The following is a 16756-nucleotide window of genomic DNA, read 5'->3' on the forward strand; positions in this document are numbered from 1 at the left end:
TCAGCCCTCCTCGGTCAACGCGGTGTAGGCGGCGGCGTCCAGCAGCTCGGGCAGCTCTCCGGCGCGGACCTTGAACAGCCAGCCCTGGCCGAACGGGTCGTTGTTGACCAGCTCCGGGGAGTCCACGGCGGCGTCGTTGATCTCGACCACCTCGCCGCTGGCCGGGGCGAACAGCTCGCTGACCGACTTGGTGGACTCGATCTCGCCGCAGACCTCGCCCGCGGTGATGGTGTCCCCGACGGCGGGCAGCTGCACGAACACGATGTCACCGAGCGCCTCGGCGGCGAAGCCGGTGATGCCGACCTCGGCCACCCCGTCCGCGCTGCGGATCCACTCGTGTTCCTTGGTGTAGCCGAGGTCCTGGGGAATGCTCACGTTTGACGTCCTTCTCAGTTGGTGCGCTTGTAGAACGGCGTTGCGACGACTTCGACCGGCTCGACCCGGCCGCGGATGTCCACGGACAGCGAGGTACCCGGCTCGCTCAGCGCGGGCGGCACGTAGGCCATCGCGATCGGGTAGCCCAGGGTCGGCGACAGCGCGCCGCTGGTCACCTCGCCGACCTCGGTCTCCCCAGCCAGCACCCGGTAGCCGTGCCGCGGCGCGCGGCGACCGGTGCCCTTGAGCCCGACCAGCACCCGCTCGCGGGCCGCGTCGCGGTGTTCGGCCAGCGCGGCCCTGCCGACGAAGTCACCCGGCTTCTCGAACTTGACCACCCGGCCGAGGTTCGCCTCGAAGGGCGTCTGCTCGATGCTCAGTTCGTTGCCGTACAACGGCATTCCGGCTTCCAGCCGCAGGGTGTCCCGGCAGGCGAGGCCGGCGGGCAGCAGGCCGTGCGGGGCACCGGCCTCGGTCAGGATGCGCCAGACATCGGGCGCTTCAGCCGCCGGCACGTAAAGTTCGAAGCCGTCTTCGCCGGTGTAGCCGGTCCGTGCGAGCAGCACCTCGTGCCCGCGCACCACCGCGGGCATGCTGGCGTAGTACTTGAGCTCGGTGAGGTCCGCCCCGGTCACCTCGGTGACGATCGCCGCCGAGTGCGGGCCCTGCACCGCGATCAGCGCGGTGTCCGCGGACCGGTCCAGCACCTCGGCCGAGTAGCCGTCCGCCCGGTCCCGCAGCTCCACCGCCACCACCGCGGCGTTCCCGGCGTTCGCGACCACCAGGAACTTCCGGTCCTCCAGCCGGTACACCACCAGGTCGTCCAGCACCCCGCCGTTGGCGCGGCAGAGCATGCTGTAGCGGGCGCGGCCGACCTTGACCGAGGACAGGTTGCCGACCAGCGCGTGGTCCAGTGCCAGCGCGGCCTCCGGCCCGGACACCTCGATCTCGGCCATGTGCGACAGGTCGAACAGCCCGGCGGCCTCGCGGACCGCCTTGTGCTCGGCCAGTTCGCTGCCGTAGCGCACCGGCATCGACCAGCCCGCGAAGTCGGTGAACGTCGCACCGAGTTCGGCGTGCACGTCGTTCAGTGGGGAGAGCGTGCTCACGGATGTGCTCCTAGTTCTCGTATGACGTCAACGGCGGGCAGGAGCACACGAGGTTACGGTCACCGTGCGCCCCGTCGATACGACGCACCGGCGGCCAGTACTTGCCCTTCGCGCTCACCCCTGCGGGGTACACGGCGAGCTTGCGGTCGTAGGGCAGGTCCCACTCCCCCGCCAGCAGCTCGGCGGTGTGCGGGGCGTTGCGCAGCGGGCTTCGCTCGAGGGTCCAGGTGCCGTCGGCGACCTGGTCGATCTCCCGGCGGATCGCGATCATCGCGTCGCAGAACCGGTCGATCTCCCCGGCGTCCTCGCTTTCGGTCGGCTCGACCATCAGCGTGCCGGCCACCGGGAAGGACATCGTCGGCGCGTGGAAACCGTAGTCGACCAGCCGCTTGGCCACGTCCTCCACGGTCACGCCGGTCTGCTTGGTCAGCGGCCGCAGATCGAGGATGCACTCGTGCGCGACCAGGCCGCCCTCGCCGGTGTAGAGCACCGGGTAGTGCGGGCCCAGCCTGGCCGCCACGTAGTTGGCCGCGAGCACCGCGACCTTGGTGGCACTGGTCAGCCCGGCCGCACCCATCATCCGCACGTAGGCCCAGGAGATCGGCAGGATGGACGCCGAGCCGAACGGCGCGGCCGCGATCGGCCCGACCCCGGTCTCCGGCCCGGCCCCCGCGTGCAGCGGGTGGTTCGGCAGGTAGGGCGCCAGATGCTCGCGCACCGCCACCGGGCCCACCCCCGGCCCGCCGCCGCCGTGCGGGATGCAGAACGTCTTGTGCAGGTTCAGGTGCGAGACGTCGCCGCCGAACTCGCCCGGCTTGGCCAGGCCGAGCAGCGCGTTGAGGTTGGCGCCGTCCAGGTAGACCTGGCCACCGCCGCCGTGCACGATGCGGGCGATCTCGTCGATGCCTTGCTCGTAGACCCCGTGCGTGGACGGGTAGGTGACCATGATCGCGGCCAGCGTGTCGGCGTGCTGCGCCACCTTGGCCCGCAGGTCGGCCAGGTCCACGTCGCCGTCCTCGGTGCAGGCCACCACGACCACGCGCATCCCGGCGAGCACCGCGGAGGCGGCGTTGGTGCCGTGCGCCGAGGACGGGATCAGGCAGATCTCGCGCTCCGGCTGCCCGTTCGCCCGGTGGTAGGCGCGGATGGCCAGCAGTCCGGCCAGCTCGCCCTGGCTGCCCGCGTTGGGCTGCAGGGACACCGTGTGGTAGCCGGTGACCTCGGCCAGCCAGCCGGACAGCTGCGCGGTCAGCTCCCGGTAGCCCTCGGCGTCCCCGGCCGGGGCGAACGGGTGCAGCCCGGCGAACTCGGGCCAGCTGATCGGCTCCATCTCGGTGGTCGCGTTCAGCTTCATCGTGCACGAGCCGAGCGGGATCATCCCCCGGTCCAGCGCGTAGTCCAGATCGGACAGCCGCCGCAGGTAGCGCAGCATCGCGGTCTCGGAACGGTGCTGGTGGAAGACCGGGTGCGTGAGGTAGCCGCTCTGCCTGGCCAGCCCGGTGGGCAGTGCGCCGGAGCCGGGCGTCACGTGGGCCTCCAGCTCGAAGGCCAGCAGCACCCGGCGCAGCGTGTCCGGCGTGGTGACCTCGTCGCAGGCCACCCGCACGTGGTCGTCGCCGACGAGACCCAGGTTCACCCCGAACCGGCGGGCGTCGGCAACCACGCGCGCGGCGCGGCCGGGCACGCGGGCGAGGACGGTGTCGAAGAAACCGTCGTGCACCACCTCGACCCCGCCGTCGCGCAGGGCCGTGGCCAGCCCGGCGGCGAGCCCATGCACCCGTGACGCGATCCGCTTCAGCCCGTCCGGGCCGTGGTAGACCGCGTACATCCCGGCCAGCACCGCGGGCAGCACCTGCGCGGTGCAGATGTTGGAGGTCGCCTTCTCCCGGCGGATGTGCTGCTCGCGGGTCTGCAGCGCGAGCCGGTACGCGGGCGCGCCGTCGGCGTCCACGGAAACGCCGACCAGGCGCCCCGGCAGCGAGCGCTCCAGGCCGGCCCGTACCGAGAGATAGCCGGCGTGCGGACCGCCGTATCCCAGCGGCAGGCCGAACCGCTGGGTGCTGCCGGCGGCGAGGTCCGCGCCGAACTCGCCGGGCGCGGTGATCATGGTGAGCGCGAGCAGGTCGGCCGCGGCGCAGTACAGCGCACCGGCGGCGCGGGCGGTCTCCCCGATGGCGGTGTAGAAACCGGGGCCGCGCAGCACCCCGGACGCGCCCGGGTACTGCACGACCACGCCGAAGAACTCGTCGGGCAGACCGGTCAGCAGGTCGCGGACCTCGACCTCGATGCCGACCGCCTCGGCCCGCGTGCGGACCACCGCGATCGTCTGCGGCAGGCATTCGGCGTCCAGCACCACCTTGGCGGAGCGGGACTTCGACGCCCGGCGCATCAGCAGCACGGCCTCCGCGACCGCGGTCGACTCGTCCAGCAGGGAGGCGTTCGCGGTGGCGAGGCCGGTCAGGTCGGCGACCATGGTCTGGAAGTTCAGCAGTGCCTCGAGCCGTCCCTGGGAGATCTCCGGCTGGTACGGGGTGTAGGCGGTGTACCAGGCGGGGCTTTCCAGCACGTTGCGCCGGATCACCGGCGGGGTCAGCGTGTCGTAGTAGCCGAGGCCGATCATCTGGGTCATCGGGCGGTTGCGCGCGGCCAGCTTGCGCAGCTCCGCGGTGGCCTCTTCCTCGGAGGCGGCGGGCGGCAGGTCCAGCTCACGGGTGTCGCGGATGGCGGCCGGCACCGCGGCCTCGACCAGTGCGTCAAGACTGCCGTAGCCGCATTCGGCCAGCATCTTGGCCTGCTCGGACTCGGCGGGACCGATGTGCCGGTCCGCGAAAGAAGTACTGGTCACGCAGGGAGCTCCTCATCTCGCGCGCGGCGAACAGGACTCCGCGCTGTGGGAACTCCCCCTCTGTCATGGGCACCTGAGAGATTCACCGCCGGGGCGGCTTTCACCTTGGGCGAGACGCGGGTGCGCCTGCTTTCCAGAGTGGCCTCGCCTGAAGCGGTAGCTGTACCTGAGAGATTGGCGGGGAGTTTGCTCCTTCGGTGCCCTGCGCGATGACAGGGACTCTCCCGCTCCGGCTCGATCGGCCCGATCTTCAGTTGTGTGAGCACACCGTACGTCACCCCTCCACCGCCTCACAACCTGCCGAGGCCGGATGCAGCGAAGGCCACCTTGCCTGCGTTGAGCGCAGGCAAGGTGGCCTTCGCTGCGCTCAGAACAGGCTAGAGCGGGGTGACGTAGGCGCCGGCGATGCCACCGTCGACGAGGAACTGCGAAGCGGTGATGAAGGACGCGTCGTCGCTGGCCAGGAAGGCGACCGCGGCGGCCAGCTCCTCCGGCTCGGCGAACCGGCCGACCGGCACGTGCACCAGCCGGCGGGCGGCGCGCTCCGGATCTTTCGCGAACAGCTCCTTGAGCAGTGGGGTGTTCACCGGCCCCGGGCACAGCGCGTTCACCCGGATGCCTTCGCGGGCGAACTGCACCCCCAGCTCGCGGCTCATCGCGAGCACCCCGCCCTTGGACGCGGTGTAGGAGATCTGCGAGGTGGCGGCGCCCATCACGGCCACGAAGGAGGCGGTGTTGATGATCGAACCCCTGCCCTGGCGGCGCATCTGCGGCAGCGCGTACTTGCAGCACAGGTAGACCGAGGTCAGGTTGACCTGCTGCACCTTCTGCCAGGCGTCCAGGCCGGTGGTCAGGATCGAGTCGTCCTCCGGCGGGGAGATGCCGGCGTTGTTGAAGGCCACGTCCACCGAGCCGTAGGTGTCCACGGCCGCCTGGAACAGCGCCTCCACGTCCTGCTCGCTGGTCACGTCGGTGCGCACGAAGTGACCGCCAACCTCGGCCGCGGCGGCCTGGCCCGAGTCCTGGTCGACGTCCGCGATCACCACACTGGCGCCCTCGTCGGCCAACCGCCTTGCCGAGGCGAGGCCGATTCCGCTGCCGCCACCGGTAATCACCGCGACTCGACCTTCGAAACGCCGGCAGTTGCTCGCAGATGCCATGACTGTCCTTTCCCGATGAGATTTATGAATGATTTTCCAGGTCCAACTCGAACGCGCCGAAGTCAAGTGGTTTCAGAGTATTGACGCTGCGCATTCGGCCTACGCCCAACGAGGCTTGTGATCTTTCAACTACTCTAGTTTCGTTGGCATAGCGGCCGATAAAACCCCTGCCGGCCGATCCTGAATTGAGCTATGACCACCATAACCCGGTGCTATGGAAACGGCATATCGCCGTGCCCTCATCCGGGTTCCGAGAGGAGATTCCTCATGTCCGACCAGCACACTCCGCCGCCGCCGGAAGAAGTGCAGGGACCGAAGCCCATCGGCCGCAAACAGTTTCTGCAAATGGCGGCGGCGGCCGCCGCCGCGCTGCCGGTGATCGGCGCGACCACCGCGGCCGCGACCAGCACCAACGAGGCACCGCCGGAGGGTACCCAGCTGTCCCTGGTGCCCACCCCCGCCTGCGACGACGGCGACGACCCCACCCCGCCGCAGACCGAGGGACCGTACTTCAAGCCGAACTCGCCGGAGCGGGCTTCGCTGCTGGAGCCCGGTATTCCCGGCACCGTGCTCACCGTGAGCGGCGTGGTCTTCGCGGCCATCACCTGCCGGCCGCTGGACCGGGTGCTGCTGGACTTCTGGCAGTGCGACAGCAGGGGCGTCTACGACAACGTCACCTACCGGCTGCGCGGGCACCAGTTCACCGACGCGCAAGGAAAGTACCAGCTCACCACCATCTGGCCCGGCCTCTACACCGGCCGCACCCGACACATCCACGTCAAGCTGCAGGCGCCGAACCAGCGGGTGCTCACCACCCAGCTGTACTTCCCCGGTGAGCCGGGCAACAGCCGCGACCCGATCTTCGACCCTCGCCTGGTGATGCAGGTCGGCAACGGCCCGAACGACACCAAGCTGGCGGCGTTCGACTTCGTGCTGAACGTGCGCTGACCCGGCCGCCCGGCCCGGCGCCCGGCCCGGCGCCAAGACCAACTCAGTGACCAGCTCGGTTTTCGGCTCAGAGTTCGGCTCAGAGTTCGGCATTGAGGAACACGTTCTTGGTCTCGGTGAACGCGTCCACGGCGTCCGGGCCGAGCTCCCGGCCGAGCCCGGACTGCTTGAACCCGCCGAACGGTGTCCAGTAGCGCACCGAAGCATGGGAGTTGACCGACAGGTTGCCCGCCTCCACCCCGCGCGAAACGCGTAGCGCGCGGCCGAGGTCGGAGGTCCAGATGGAGCCGGACAGGCCGTACTCGGTGTCGTTGGCCATCGCCACCGCGTCCGCCTCCCCGGTGAACGGCAGCACCGCCACGATCGGCCCGAAGATCTCCTCGGTGAACAGCGGGTCCCCGGCCGAGGCCGGGGTGACCACGGTCGGCGGGAACCAGAACCCGCTGCCGCGGGGCGCGCTGCCGCGGAACGCGACCGGCGCACCGTCCGGCAGGTAGCCGGTGACCTTCTCCCGGTGCCCCGCCGAGATCAGCGGCCCCATCTCGGTGGCCTCGGCACCGGGGTCGCCCACCACCACGCCCCGCACCGCGGGTTCCAGCAGCTCCATGAACCGGTCGTAGGCGCTGGCCTCCACCAGGATCCGCGAGCGCGCGCAGCAGTCCTGGCCGGCGTTGTCGAACACCCCGTACGGCGCGGTCGCCGCGGCCTTCTCCAGGTCCGCGTCCGCGAACACGATGTTCGCGTTCTTGCCGCCGAGCTCCAGGGTCACCCGTTTCACCTGTGCCGCGCAGCCGGCCATGATCTGCTTGCCCACCTCGGTGGAGCCGGTGAAGACCACCTTGCGCACCGCCGGGTGCGTGACGAACCGTTGCCCGACAACGGATCCCTTGCCCGGCAGCACCTGGAACACATCCTCCGGGATGCCCGCTTCCCTGGCCAGCTCGGCGATCCGGATCGCGGTCAGCGGGGTCAACTCGGCCGGTTTGAGCAGCACCGTGTTGCCGGCCGCCAGCGCGGGCGCGAAACCCCAGGCCGCGATCGGCATCGGGAAGTTCCACGGCACGATCACGCCGACCACGCCCAGCGGTTCCTGGAAGGTGATGTTCACTCCGCCCTGGACCGGGATCTGCTTGCCGACCAGCCGCTCCGGAGCGGCCGAGTAGTAGTTCAGCAGGTCGCGGACGTTGCCGGCTTCCCAGCGCGCGTTGCCGATGGTGTGCCCGGAGTTGACCACCTCCAGCCGTGCCAGGTTCTCCAGGTCGGCGTCCACCGCGTCCGCGAACCGCCGCAGCAGCCGCGCGCGGTCACCCGGCGCCACCGCGCGCCAGGACGGCAGCGCCGCCCGCGCGCGGGCGATCGCCGCGTCGGTCTCCTCCGCCGAGGTCAGCGGAACGGTCTGGACCACCTCTTCGGTGGCCGGGTTGATCACGGTGAAAGTACTCATCGCCTGTAGTCCTACCTGCTCGCCTCTACCAGCGCCGCGAACAGCCGCACGTCGTCGGCCTGCTGTTCGGGATGCCATTGCACGCCGAGCACGAAGTCCGCGCCCGGCAGTTCGATCGCTTCGACGGTGCCGTCCTGCGCCCAGCCGACCGCCCGCAGCCCCTCGCCGAGCCGCTCCACCGCCTGGTGGTGGTAGCACCGGCAGTCGGTCCGCCCGCCGAGGATGCGCGCGGCCAAGCTGCCATCGGCCAGGCTGATCCGGCTGGTGCCGAAGGTGGCAGGAGCGGGCTGGTGCTCCACGGTGCCGGTGACCTCGGGCAGGTGCTGGGTCAGCGTGCCGCCGAGCGCCACGTTCAGCACCTCCATCCCCCGGCAGACGCCCAGCACCGGCTTGCCATCGGCCAGCGCCGCGTGCAGCAGCGCGAACTCGAAGGCGTCCCGGTCCGGCCTGGTGACCGTCTTCGGATGCGGCTCCCGCCCGTACCGGGCCGGGTCGATGTCCGCGCCGCCGACCAGCACCAGACCGTCCACAGCGGACAGCAGCTCGGCGTGGCCGTCGCCGACCGGCGGCAGCAGCAGCGGCACCCCGCCGGCTCGCACCACGCAGTCCACATACGGCCGGTGCAGTACCGCCGCGTCGGTCTCCCACACCCCGAAGCGGGTGCTTTCGACGTAGGTGGTGAGCCCGATCCTGGGCCGCCGGTCAGAGCCGTTCGAAACCACGAACCCGCTCCCAGTCGGTCACCGCCGCGTCGTACGCGGTGAGCTCCACGTTCGCCGCGTTCAGATAGTGCGCCACCACGTCTTCGCCGAACGCGGCCATGGCCCGTTCGCTGCCGGCGAGCAGCCCGGCCGCCTCGCGCAGGGTGGCCGGCACGGTCGGCTTGTCCGAGGTGTAGGCGTTGCCGGAGAGCTCGGGTTCCAGCGGCAGCTCGTGCTCGATCCCGTGCAGCCCGGCCGCGATCAGCGCGGCGACCGCGAGATAGGGGTTGACGTCCCCGCCGGGCACCCGGTTCTCCACCCGCAGCGACCCGCCGTGCCCGACCACGCGCAGCGCACAGGTCCGGTTGTCGGTGCCCCAGGCGACCGCGGTCGGCGCGAAGCTGCCCGGCACGAACCGCTTGTAGGAGTTGATGTTCGGCGCCAGGAAGTAGGTGAACTCGCGCAGGCAGGCGAGCTGGCCGGCGATGAAGTGCTCCATCAGCTTCGAGAACCCGCCCGGCCGGTCACCGGCGAGCACCGCCTCCCCCTCGGCCGAGCGCAGGCTGACGTGGATGTGGCAGGAGTTGCCCTCGCGCTCGTTGTACTTGGCCATGAAGGTGAGGCTCTTGCCCTCCTGCGCGGCGATCTCCTTGGCCCCGGTCTTGTAGATGCTGTGGTTGTCGCAGGTGGCCAGCGCGTCGGTGTAGCGGAACGCGATCTCCTGCTGGCCGGGGTTGCACTCGCCCTTGGCCGACTCCACGTACATCCCGGCGCCGGTCATCTCCCGGCGGATGCGGCGCAGCAGCGGCTCGATCCGGCCGGTGCCGAGCATCGAGTAGTCCACGTTGTACTGGTTCGCCGGGGTCAGTCCCGCGTAGCCGCGATTCCACGCCTGCTCGTAGGTGTCTTCGAAGACGATGAACTCCAGCTCGGTGCCGACGAAGGCGGCCAGGCCGCGTTCGGCGAGCCGGTCCAGCTGACGGCGCAGCACCTGCCGCGGCGAAACCGGCACGGCGCCGCCGGAGATCCACTCGACGTCGGCGATCACCAGCGCGGTGCCCTCCTGCCACGGCACCCGGCGCAGCGTGGCGAAGTCGGGCCGCAGCACGAAATCGCCGTACCCGCGCTCCCACGAGGAGAGCTCGTAGCCGTCCACGGTGTTCATGTCCACGTCGACCGCGAGCAGGTAGTTGCAGGCTTCGGTGGCGTGCGGCACGACCTCGTTCAGGAAGTACTCCGCGTCGCATCGCTTGCCCTGCAGCCTGCCCTGCATGTCCGTGATGGCCACCAGCACGGTGTCCACCGTGCCCGCCGCCACCAGCTCGCGCAGCTGGTCCAGGCTGAGCATGCCGCTCCTGCCTCCGGTGCTTCCCACCATGCACAACCTTTCACCTAGGCCACGTTCAAAGGACTAAATCAGACCCATTGAGCACGGGTCAACCCTTGACAAACTGCGGAACCTGCCCGACCCTCGGACAACCTTAAAGGACTGGCCTCACATCCATTGGGTTTAGCCGGTGTACTAGGAGTCCGAATGGTCGAGTACAGCAAGGTCGACGATAACTATCTGGAGCGGCGGCAGCTCCGCCGAGGCGCCGCCGGCTGGCTGCTGCTGGCCGGGCTCGGCGTCTCCTACGTCATCTCCGGCGACTTCGCCGGCTGGAACTTCGGCCTGGACAAGGGCGGCTGGGGCGGCCTGCTGATCGCGACCGTGCTGATGGCGGTGATGTACGCCTGCATGGTGTTCGGCCTGGCCGAGATGTCCTCCGCGCTGCCGGTCGCCGGCGCCGGGTACGGCTTCGCCCGGCGCGCGCTCGGGCCGCTGGGCGGCTTCGCCACCGGGGTGGCGATCCTGATCGAGTACTCGATCGCGCCCGCCGCCATCTCGGTGTTCATCGGCGCCTACGTGGAAACGCTCGGGCTGTTCGGGCTGACCAACAGCTGGCCGGTCTACCTCGGCTGCTACCTGATCTTCATCGGCATCCACCTGCGCGGGGTCGGCGAGGCGCTGCGCGTGATGTTCGTGATCACCGCGGTCGCCGTGCTCGCGCTGATCGCGTTCGTGGCGGGCATGGTGCCGAAGTTCTCCGCCGCCAAGCTGTTCGACATCGAGCCGACCGGAGCGTTCGGCGCGAGCACCTTCCTGCCCTACGGCATCGCCGGGGTGCTGGCCGCGCTGGTATACGGGATCTGGTTCTTCCTGGCCGTGGAAGGGGTACCGCTGGCGGCCGAAGAGGCCCGCGACCCGCGCCGGGACATGCCGCGCGGCATCATCGCCGCGATCGGCGTGCTGGTCGTGTTCGCCGCGCTGATCCTGGTGCTGGCACCGGGCGGCGCCGGGTCGAAGTCGATCGCCACCTCGGACAACCCGCTGCCGGCCGCGGTCCGCGCCGCTTACGGCGGGGACAACCTGCTCGCCCAGATCGTGAACTACGTGGGCCTGGCCGGGCTGGTGGCCAGCTTCTTCTCGATCATCTACGCGTACTCGCGGCAGCTGTTCGCGTTGTCCAGGGCCGGTTATCTGCCGAAGTGGATGTCCAGGACCGGCCGGCGCAAGACCCCGTACCTGGCGCTGATCGTGCCCGGCACGGTCGGCTTCCTGCTCGCCACCTTCACCAAGGACGGCGCGCTGCTGATCAACATCGCGGTGTTCGGCGCGACCGTGTCCTATGTGCTGCTGAACCTTTCGCACATCGTGCTGCGCGTCCGCGAGCCGGAGCTGGAACGGCCGTACCGCACCCCGGGTGGCGTGTTCACCACGGGCGTCGCGCTGGTGCTCGCGGTGGCCGCGGTGGTCGCCACCTTCCTGGTGGACATCGTGGCCGCGGCGATCATGGCCGGGATCTTCGTCGCCGCGCTGGCCTACTTCTGGTTCTACAGCAGGCACCGGCTGGTCGCCTCGGCGCCGGAGGAGGAGTTCGCCGCGATCGAACGCGCGGAGTCCGAACTGTCCGACGGCTGACGCGGCACTAGGCGTCCCGCGCGGTTATGGTCGGGGCGTGGACGACATCGACCGGCGGCTGCTGGCGCTGCTGCAACAGGATGCGACCCAGGCCTACGCGGTACTCGGTGGCGCGGTCGGGCTTTCCGCCGGCGCGGTGCACGAGCGGGTGCGCAAACTCCGCGAGCGCGGGGTGATCAGGAAGACCACGGTGGACGTGGACCCGGCCGCGCTCGGCCTCGGCGTGCTCGCGTTCGTGCTGATCGACGCCGACGCGTGGATGGGCGAGCAGCGCACTTCCTCGGCGCTGGCGGCGATTCCGGAGATCTGCGAGGCGCATATCGTCGCCGGGTCGGCCTCGGTGCTGGTCAAGGTGCGCGCGGCCAGCATGGAAGACCTGCAGGCGGTGCTCAAGCGGCTGTTCGAGGTCGACGGTGTCACCGGGACCGAAGCCATCCTGTCACTGGAGACCTTCTTCGAACGCCCCGCACCCGCGACCTCTTCAGCGCCTTCAGCGCCTTCAGCGCCTTCAGCGCCTTCGGTGCCCACCGCACCCGCCGTGTCTCAAGCGCCTTCGATCCCGGTGCCGGCCGAACCGTCCGGGGCGCGAACGGGGGCCTGAGATGACGATCGGTCTGCCGGGCGACGAGATCGTCGACGTGTGGATGCAGCAACCGAACCAGCGCTTCCTCGACGCCCCGTGGTGGGAGTCGCTGCGGCGCTGGTCCGGCGAACCGTCCGCGGTGCCGCCGTTGGGCAGCACGGTGCACGAGATGGACAAGGCCGGGGTTGGCGTGGGGCTGCTCTCCGCCTGGCACGCCCCTGGCGGGGTGCTGATCTCCAACGACGAAGTGGCCGAGGTGGTGCGGCAGCACCCGGACCGGTTCGCCGGGGTGGCTGCGGTGGACCTGAACGATCCGGTCGGCGCCGTGCGCGAGATCCGCCGCTGCGTGCGGGACCTCGGTTTCGTCGGGGTGCGCGTGGTGCCCTGGGTGTGGAACCTGCCGCCGAACGACCGCCGCTACTACCCGGTGTATGTGGCCTGCGTCGAAGAAGATGTGCCGTTCTGCACCCAGATCGGGCACACCGGCCCGCTCTGCCCTTCGGAGCCGGGACGGCCGATCCCGTACCTGGACGAGGTGCTGCTGGACTTCCCGGACCTGGTCGTGCTCGGCGGCCATGTCGGCTACCCGTGGATGGCCGAGGTGCTTTCGCTGGCCACCAAGTACCCGAACTTCTACGTGGACACCTCGGCCTACGCACTGCACCGGTTGCCGGCCGAGCTCGTCGAGTTCCTCCGCGGCCGCGGGCGCGGGCGGGTGCTGTTCGGCACCAACTACCCGATGATCACCGCGTCCAAGGCGCTGCGCCGGCTGGACGAGCTCGGCCTCGACGACGAAGCCAGGGAGTTGTTCCTCGGCGGCAATGCCCGCAAATTATTCGCCCTGCCCACCTCCTGAGTGAAAGATGTTTCGCCGCCCGTACTTCTGGGACATGATCCCACGCACGAGACCGGTCGGGTTCCATGATCACTCGTCTACCCTTGGGTCATGGGCCGGCCACCGACGCACACCGCGGACACCTTCCTGGACTCCGCGGCCGCCCTCTTCGCCGAGCAGGGCGCCCGCGCGGTCACGATGTCCGCCGTCGCGCGCCATTCCGGCGCCCCCAGCGGTTCGGTCTACCACCGCTTCCCGGACCGCCCCGCCCTGCTCTCCTCGCTCTGGGTGCGCACGGTCAGCCGGTTCCACCAGGGTTTCTTCGTGACGCTGGAAACCGAACCAGCCACCGAAGCCGCCATCGCCGCGGCCACCCACGCGGTCGCCTGGTGCCGCGAGCACCCTCAGGAAGGGCACGTCCTCTACGCCGGGAAACGCGCCTTCAGCCCGGAGGAATGGTCCGGGCCCGCCGTCAAGGAATGCGCGAAACTCGACGACGCGCTGGAAGCGGTCATCAACGGTCTGCTGGCCAGGTTGCGCCCGCTGGCCAGGGAAGACGTGCTGCTCGCCCTGATCGACCTGCCGTACGCGGTGGTCCGGCGCTACCTCACAGTCGGCCGCATCCCGCCGAAGAGCTCGCTGGACCTGGTGGAGCGCACCGCGCGGAAGCTGCTCACCGGCGGATCTCGGCCAGCCTGACCGGCCGCCGTTCCCGCCGCGAGGTCTCGCACGCCTCGGCGATGTAGAACGCCTCCAGCGCGTCCGCCGCACCGCACGGGCTTTCCGCCGCACCGGCCACCACTTCGGTGAAGGCGCGCAGTTCACGCACGTAGGCCGGATGGAAGCGCTCCAGGAAACCCGGATAGGCGGCGCTCGCGGACGGCCGCACCCCCGGTTCCGCCGAAGTCAGCGGCATCCGCTCGTCCAGCCCCACCGCGATGCTGTTCAGCGAACCGTGCACCTCGAGCCGGACGTCGTAGCCGGCCGCGTTGTACCTGGCCGCGGAAACCAGCGCGATGGTGTCGTCGTCCAGGGTGAGCACCGCGGCCGCAGTGGCCACGTCACCCGCTTCGGCGAAGAACTCCGCGCCGCGGTTGGTGCCCACCGCGTAGACCTCGGTGACCTCGCGGCCGGTCACCCAGCGGATGATGTCGAAGTCGTGCACGCCGCAGTCGCGGAACAGCCCGCCCGAATGCGGGATGTACTCGGCCGGCGGCGGTGCCGGGTCGAGCGTGGTGGCCCGCAGGGTGTGCAGCCAGCCGAGGTCCCCGGACCGGACCGCGTCGCGGGCGAAGGCGTAGCCGGGGTCGAACCGGCGCTGGAAACCGATCTGCACCGGCACCGTATCGGACCCAGTGGACCCAGTGGACACAGCGGACACAGTGGACTTACGGATCCGGTCCAGTACCGCCAGCGTGCCCGGAATGTCCGCCGCGACGGGCTTTTCGCAGAACACCGGGAGACCGGCGTCCACCGCCCTGATGATCAGCTCCGGATGCGCGTCCGTGGCGGCGGCCACCACCAGCCCGTCCAGCCCGGCGCCGAACAGCGCGTCGATGTCCGGGGCGTGCTCCACGCCCAGCTTCGCCGCCACCCGCTCGGCCCGCGCGGAGTCCGCGTCCGCCAGCACCAGCGACCCGACCTCGTCGAGGTCGCGCAGGATCTCCGCGTGCGTGCTGCCGATCCGGCCCGTACCGGCGAGTCCCAGCCTCATCTGCCTGCTCCTTTCACGATCGTTCCTCGTCCGGCGAACTGGTGGTCGAGCGGACCACCAGCGAGGGATGCAGCAGGCGGCGCACCGGCTCGGTGCGGGCTCCGCGCACCCGTTCCAGCAGCGCGTCGATCGCCAGCCGGCCCATCTCGGTGCGCGGCTGGTCGACCGTGGTCAGGGAGAGGTGGCGCAGCGCGGCCAGCGAGGTGTTGTCGTAGCCGACCACCGAGACGTCCTCGGGTACCCGGAGCCCGGCCTCCTCCAGCGCGGAGATCGCGCCGACCGCGTTGAAGTCGTTACCGGCCAGCAGCGCGGTCGGCCGGGACTCGACCGTCACCGAGCCCAGCAGTTCGTGCACGGCCTTCTCCCCCGCCGTGTCGGTGTGCTCGCTGGCCACCACCAGCGGCTGGAGGCCGTGCCGCCGCATGGCACTCCGGTATCCCTTGCGGCGGGCCGCCGCGGTGGCCGCGCCACCGCCGTCCAGATGCGCGATCCGCCGGTGCCCGAGGCCGACCAGGTGGTCCACCGCCAGTGCGGCACCGGCCTCGCCGTCGTCGTTCACGGTGTCCACAGTGGACGCTCGGGAGGTTCTGGAGACCAGCACCACCGGGCACTGCGCGGCCGCTTCCTCGATGGCCGCGGCGGGCAGCACCGGGGAGAGCAGCACGATCCCGGCCGGCCGGAAGGAGAGCAGGCTGCTCAGCGCGGTGCGCTCCCGGCTCGGACTGCGGCCGCCGGAGTTCAGGATCAGGTTGAACCCGGCCGCCTGCGCAGCGGCGTCGAGCCCCTCGACCACGTCCGCGAAGAAGGCGTTGCGCAGGTCCGAAACCATCACGCCGAGCACCGTGGACGTGCGGCTGGCCAGCGAACGCGCCATCACGTGCGGCGAGTAGCCCAGCTCCTCGGCGGCCCGGCGCACCGCGGCCCGCCGATGCTCGCTGACCTTGGGCGAACCGCGCATGACCAGCGACACCAGCGCGCGCGAGACACCGGCCCGCGCGGCCACGTCCTCCATGGTCGGGCGCACCATCTCCCACCACCCCGCTCCGGCCCCTTGACACTACCGTGACGGACGTTACAAGATTAGAGCGCTCTAATCAATAGAGCGCTCCAACGCCACGGGAGACGTCATGACCTTGCCGCTCGGGCTGCCCGAGATCCGTGTCGCCGCGGCCCCCATCTCCTGGGGTGTCTGCGAAGTGCCCGGCTGGGGCCGGGTTCTGGACGCGCCCACCGTGCTCGGCGCGATGGCCGAGCTGGGATTGACCGCGACCGAGCTTGGCCCGCCCGGTTACCTGCCGCGCGAGCCGGCCGAGCTGCGCGCGCTGCTCGACCGGTACGGACTGGGCCTGGTCGGCGGTTTCCTGGCGGTCGCGCTGCACGAGAACCCGGAAGCCGCGGTGGCCGCCGCGGAGGAGTCCGCCGCCCTGTTCGCCGCCTGCGGGGCCGAGGTGCTGGTGCTCGCTGCGGCCACCGGCCTGGACGGCTACGACGAACGCCCCGCGCTGACCGGGCCGCAGTGGGAGACGCTGGTCGCCACCGTGCACCGGATCGACGGCATCGCCGCGCGGCACGGCCTGCGCGCGGTACTGCACCCGCACGTCGGCACGCACGTGGAGACCGAGGCCGAGGTCGAGCGTTTCCTCGCCGACTCCGCGGTGGCGCTCTGCCTGGACACCGGGCACCTGCTGATCGGCGGCACCGACCCGGTCGGGCTGGCAGGGCGGCACCCGGACCGGATCGGGCACCTGCACCTCAAGGACGTCCGCGCCGGGCTCGCCGAGGACGTCCGCGCGGGCAGGCTGGCCTACACCGAAGCGGTCGGCAAGGGCCTCTACACCCCGCTCGGCGACGGTGACGTGGACATCGAAGCGCTGGTCCGGCTCGTGCACCAGGCCGGCTACCGCGGCTGGTACGTCCTGGAGCAGGACACCGCCCTCGGTGAGCGGGATTCCGCCGAACCGCCGACCGCCGACACCGCACGCAGCCTGGCGTGCCTTTCGGCTATCTTCACCCGCCTCCAGCCAACGCGGTGAGGCGGGCCTTCACCGCGGTCCAGATGTCGAAGACAGCGAGGAGAGAC

Annotated in this window: 15 protein-coding genes and 1 riboswitch; of the genes, 6 read left to right on the top strand and 9 right to left on the bottom strand. The window is 70.6% G+C overall.

Going from position 1 to position 16756, the window contains the following annotated elements; genetic code table 11:
• The 4 genes from gcvH to AMYNI_RS0103940 all read right to left on the bottom strand — a co-directional run bounded on the left by gcvH (position 1) and on the right by AMYNI_RS0103940 (position 5489).
• Positions 1-375, bottom strand: a complete 375-nt coding sequence (gcvH, locus tag AMYNI_RS0103925) for a glycine cleavage system protein GcvH (RefSeq protein ID WP_020666670.1) — start codon at positions 373-375, stop codon at positions 1-3.
• A 14-nt stretch (positions 376-389) separates the two neighbouring features.
• Positions 390-1484 carry a glycine cleavage system aminomethyltransferase GcvT gene (gcvT, locus tag AMYNI_RS0103930; protein WP_020666671.1) on the bottom strand — a complete coding sequence of 365 codons (1095 nt, stop codon included), beginning with the start codon at positions 1482-1484 and terminating at the stop codon, positions 390-392.
• Between the two features lie 10 nt (positions 1485-1494).
• Positions 1495-4329 (bottom strand): aminomethyl-transferring glycine dehydrogenase, encoded by a 2835-nt coding sequence (gene gcvP / locus AMYNI_RS0103935; RefSeq protein ID WP_020666672.1) that lies wholly within the window; start codon positions 4327-4329, stop codon positions 1495-1497.
• 144 nt (positions 4330-4473) lie between these two features.
• Positions 4474-4566, bottom strand: a riboswitch (glycine riboswitch).
• Positions 4567-4706: 140 nt separating this feature from the next.
• Positions 4707-5489, bottom strand: a complete 783-nt coding sequence (locus AMYNI_RS0103940; protein WP_026360034.1) for a 3-oxoacyl-ACP reductase — start codon at positions 5487-5489, stop codon at positions 4707-4709.
• 267 nt (positions 5490-5756) lie between these two features.
• Between AMYNI_RS0103940 and AMYNI_RS0103945 the strand changes: the two genes are divergently transcribed.
• Complete coding sequence (locus AMYNI_RS0103945; protein ID WP_020666674.1) at positions 5757-6437, top strand: dioxygenase family protein; 681 nt, start codon at positions 5757-5759, stop codon at positions 6435-6437.
• A 79-nt stretch (positions 6438-6516) separates the two neighbouring features.
• Here AMYNI_RS0103945 and AMYNI_RS0103950 read toward each other — a convergent pair whose 3' ends face one another.
• Genes AMYNI_RS0103950 through AMYNI_RS0103960 form a run of 3 tightly spaced genes read right to left on the bottom strand, consistent with a single transcriptional unit; the run spans position 6517 to position 9930 of the window.
• A complete protein-coding gene (locus AMYNI_RS0103950; protein WP_020666675.1) occupies positions 6517-7881 on the bottom strand; it encodes an aldehyde dehydrogenase family protein in 1365 nt (454 codons plus the stop codon).
• 11 nt (positions 7882-7892) lie between these two features.
• The gene (locus AMYNI_RS0103955; protein ID WP_020666676.1) at positions 7893-8603 is read right to left on the bottom strand and encodes a gamma-glutamyl-gamma-aminobutyrate hydrolase family protein; all 711 of its coding nucleotides are present in this window, start codon (positions 8601-8603) and stop codon (positions 7893-7895) included.
• The gene (locus tag AMYNI_RS0103960) at positions 8584-9930 is read right to left on the bottom strand and encodes a glutamine synthetase family protein (RefSeq protein WP_020666677.1); all 1347 of its coding nucleotides are present in this window, start codon (positions 9928-9930) and stop codon (positions 8584-8586) included. The genes AMYNI_RS0103955 and AMYNI_RS0103960 overlap by 20 nt, the downstream gene beginning before the upstream one ends.
• Positions 9931-10116: 186 nt before the next feature.
• Between AMYNI_RS0103960 and eat the strand changes: the two genes are divergently transcribed.
• The 4 genes from eat (at position 10117) to AMYNI_RS0103980 (ending at position 13661) form a co-directional block, all read left to right on the top strand.
• Entirely contained in the window at positions 10117-11544 is a 1428-nt protein-coding gene (gene eat, locus AMYNI_RS0103965; protein ID WP_020666678.1) for an ethanolamine permease, read from the top strand.
• 37 nt (positions 11545-11581) lie between these two features.
• Positions 11582-12145 (top strand): Lrp/AsnC family transcriptional regulator, encoded by a 564-nt coding sequence (locus AMYNI_RS43560; protein ID WP_020666679.1) that lies wholly within the window; start codon positions 11582-11584, stop codon positions 12143-12145.
• A 1-nt stretch (position 12146) separates the two neighbouring features.
• Positions 12147-12983 carry an amidohydrolase family protein gene (locus tag AMYNI_RS0103975; RefSeq protein WP_020666680.1) on the top strand — a complete coding sequence of 279 codons (837 nt, stop codon included), beginning with the start codon at positions 12147-12149 and terminating at the stop codon, positions 12981-12983.
• 90 nt (positions 12984-13073) lie between these two features.
• Positions 13074-13661, top strand: a complete 588-nt coding sequence (locus tag AMYNI_RS0103980; protein ID WP_020666681.1) for a TetR/AcrR family transcriptional regulator — start codon at positions 13074-13076, stop codon at positions 13659-13661.
• Here the strand turns inward: AMYNI_RS0103980 and AMYNI_RS0103985 are convergent.
• Together AMYNI_RS0103985 and AMYNI_RS0103990 are read right to left on the bottom strand one after the other, a co-directional pair.
• Positions 13636-14676, bottom strand: coding sequence for a Gfo/Idh/MocA family protein (locus AMYNI_RS0103985; protein WP_020666682.1), 1041 nt, complete (start codon positions 14674-14676; stop codon positions 13636-13638). The genes AMYNI_RS0103980 and AMYNI_RS0103985 overlap by 26 nt on opposite strands.
• A gap of 13 nt (positions 14677-14689) precedes the next feature.
• Complete coding sequence (locus AMYNI_RS0103990) at positions 14690-15703, bottom strand: LacI family DNA-binding transcriptional regulator (protein WP_020666683.1); 1014 nt, start codon at positions 15701-15703, stop codon at positions 14690-14692.
• A gap of 100 nt (positions 15704-15803) precedes the next feature.
• Between AMYNI_RS0103990 and AMYNI_RS0103995 the strand changes: the two genes are divergently transcribed.
• Complete coding sequence (locus tag AMYNI_RS0103995; protein ID WP_020666684.1) at positions 15804-16709, top strand: sugar phosphate isomerase/epimerase family protein; 906 nt, start codon at positions 15804-15806, stop codon at positions 16707-16709.
• The last annotated feature ends 47 nt before the right edge of the window (positions 16710-16756 follow it).

It is taken from the genome of Amycolatopsis nigrescens CSC17Ta-90, from assembly GCF_000384315.1.
Lineage (GTDB): Bacteria > Actinomycetota > Actinomycetes > Mycobacteriales > Pseudonocardiaceae > Amycolatopsis > Amycolatopsis nigrescens.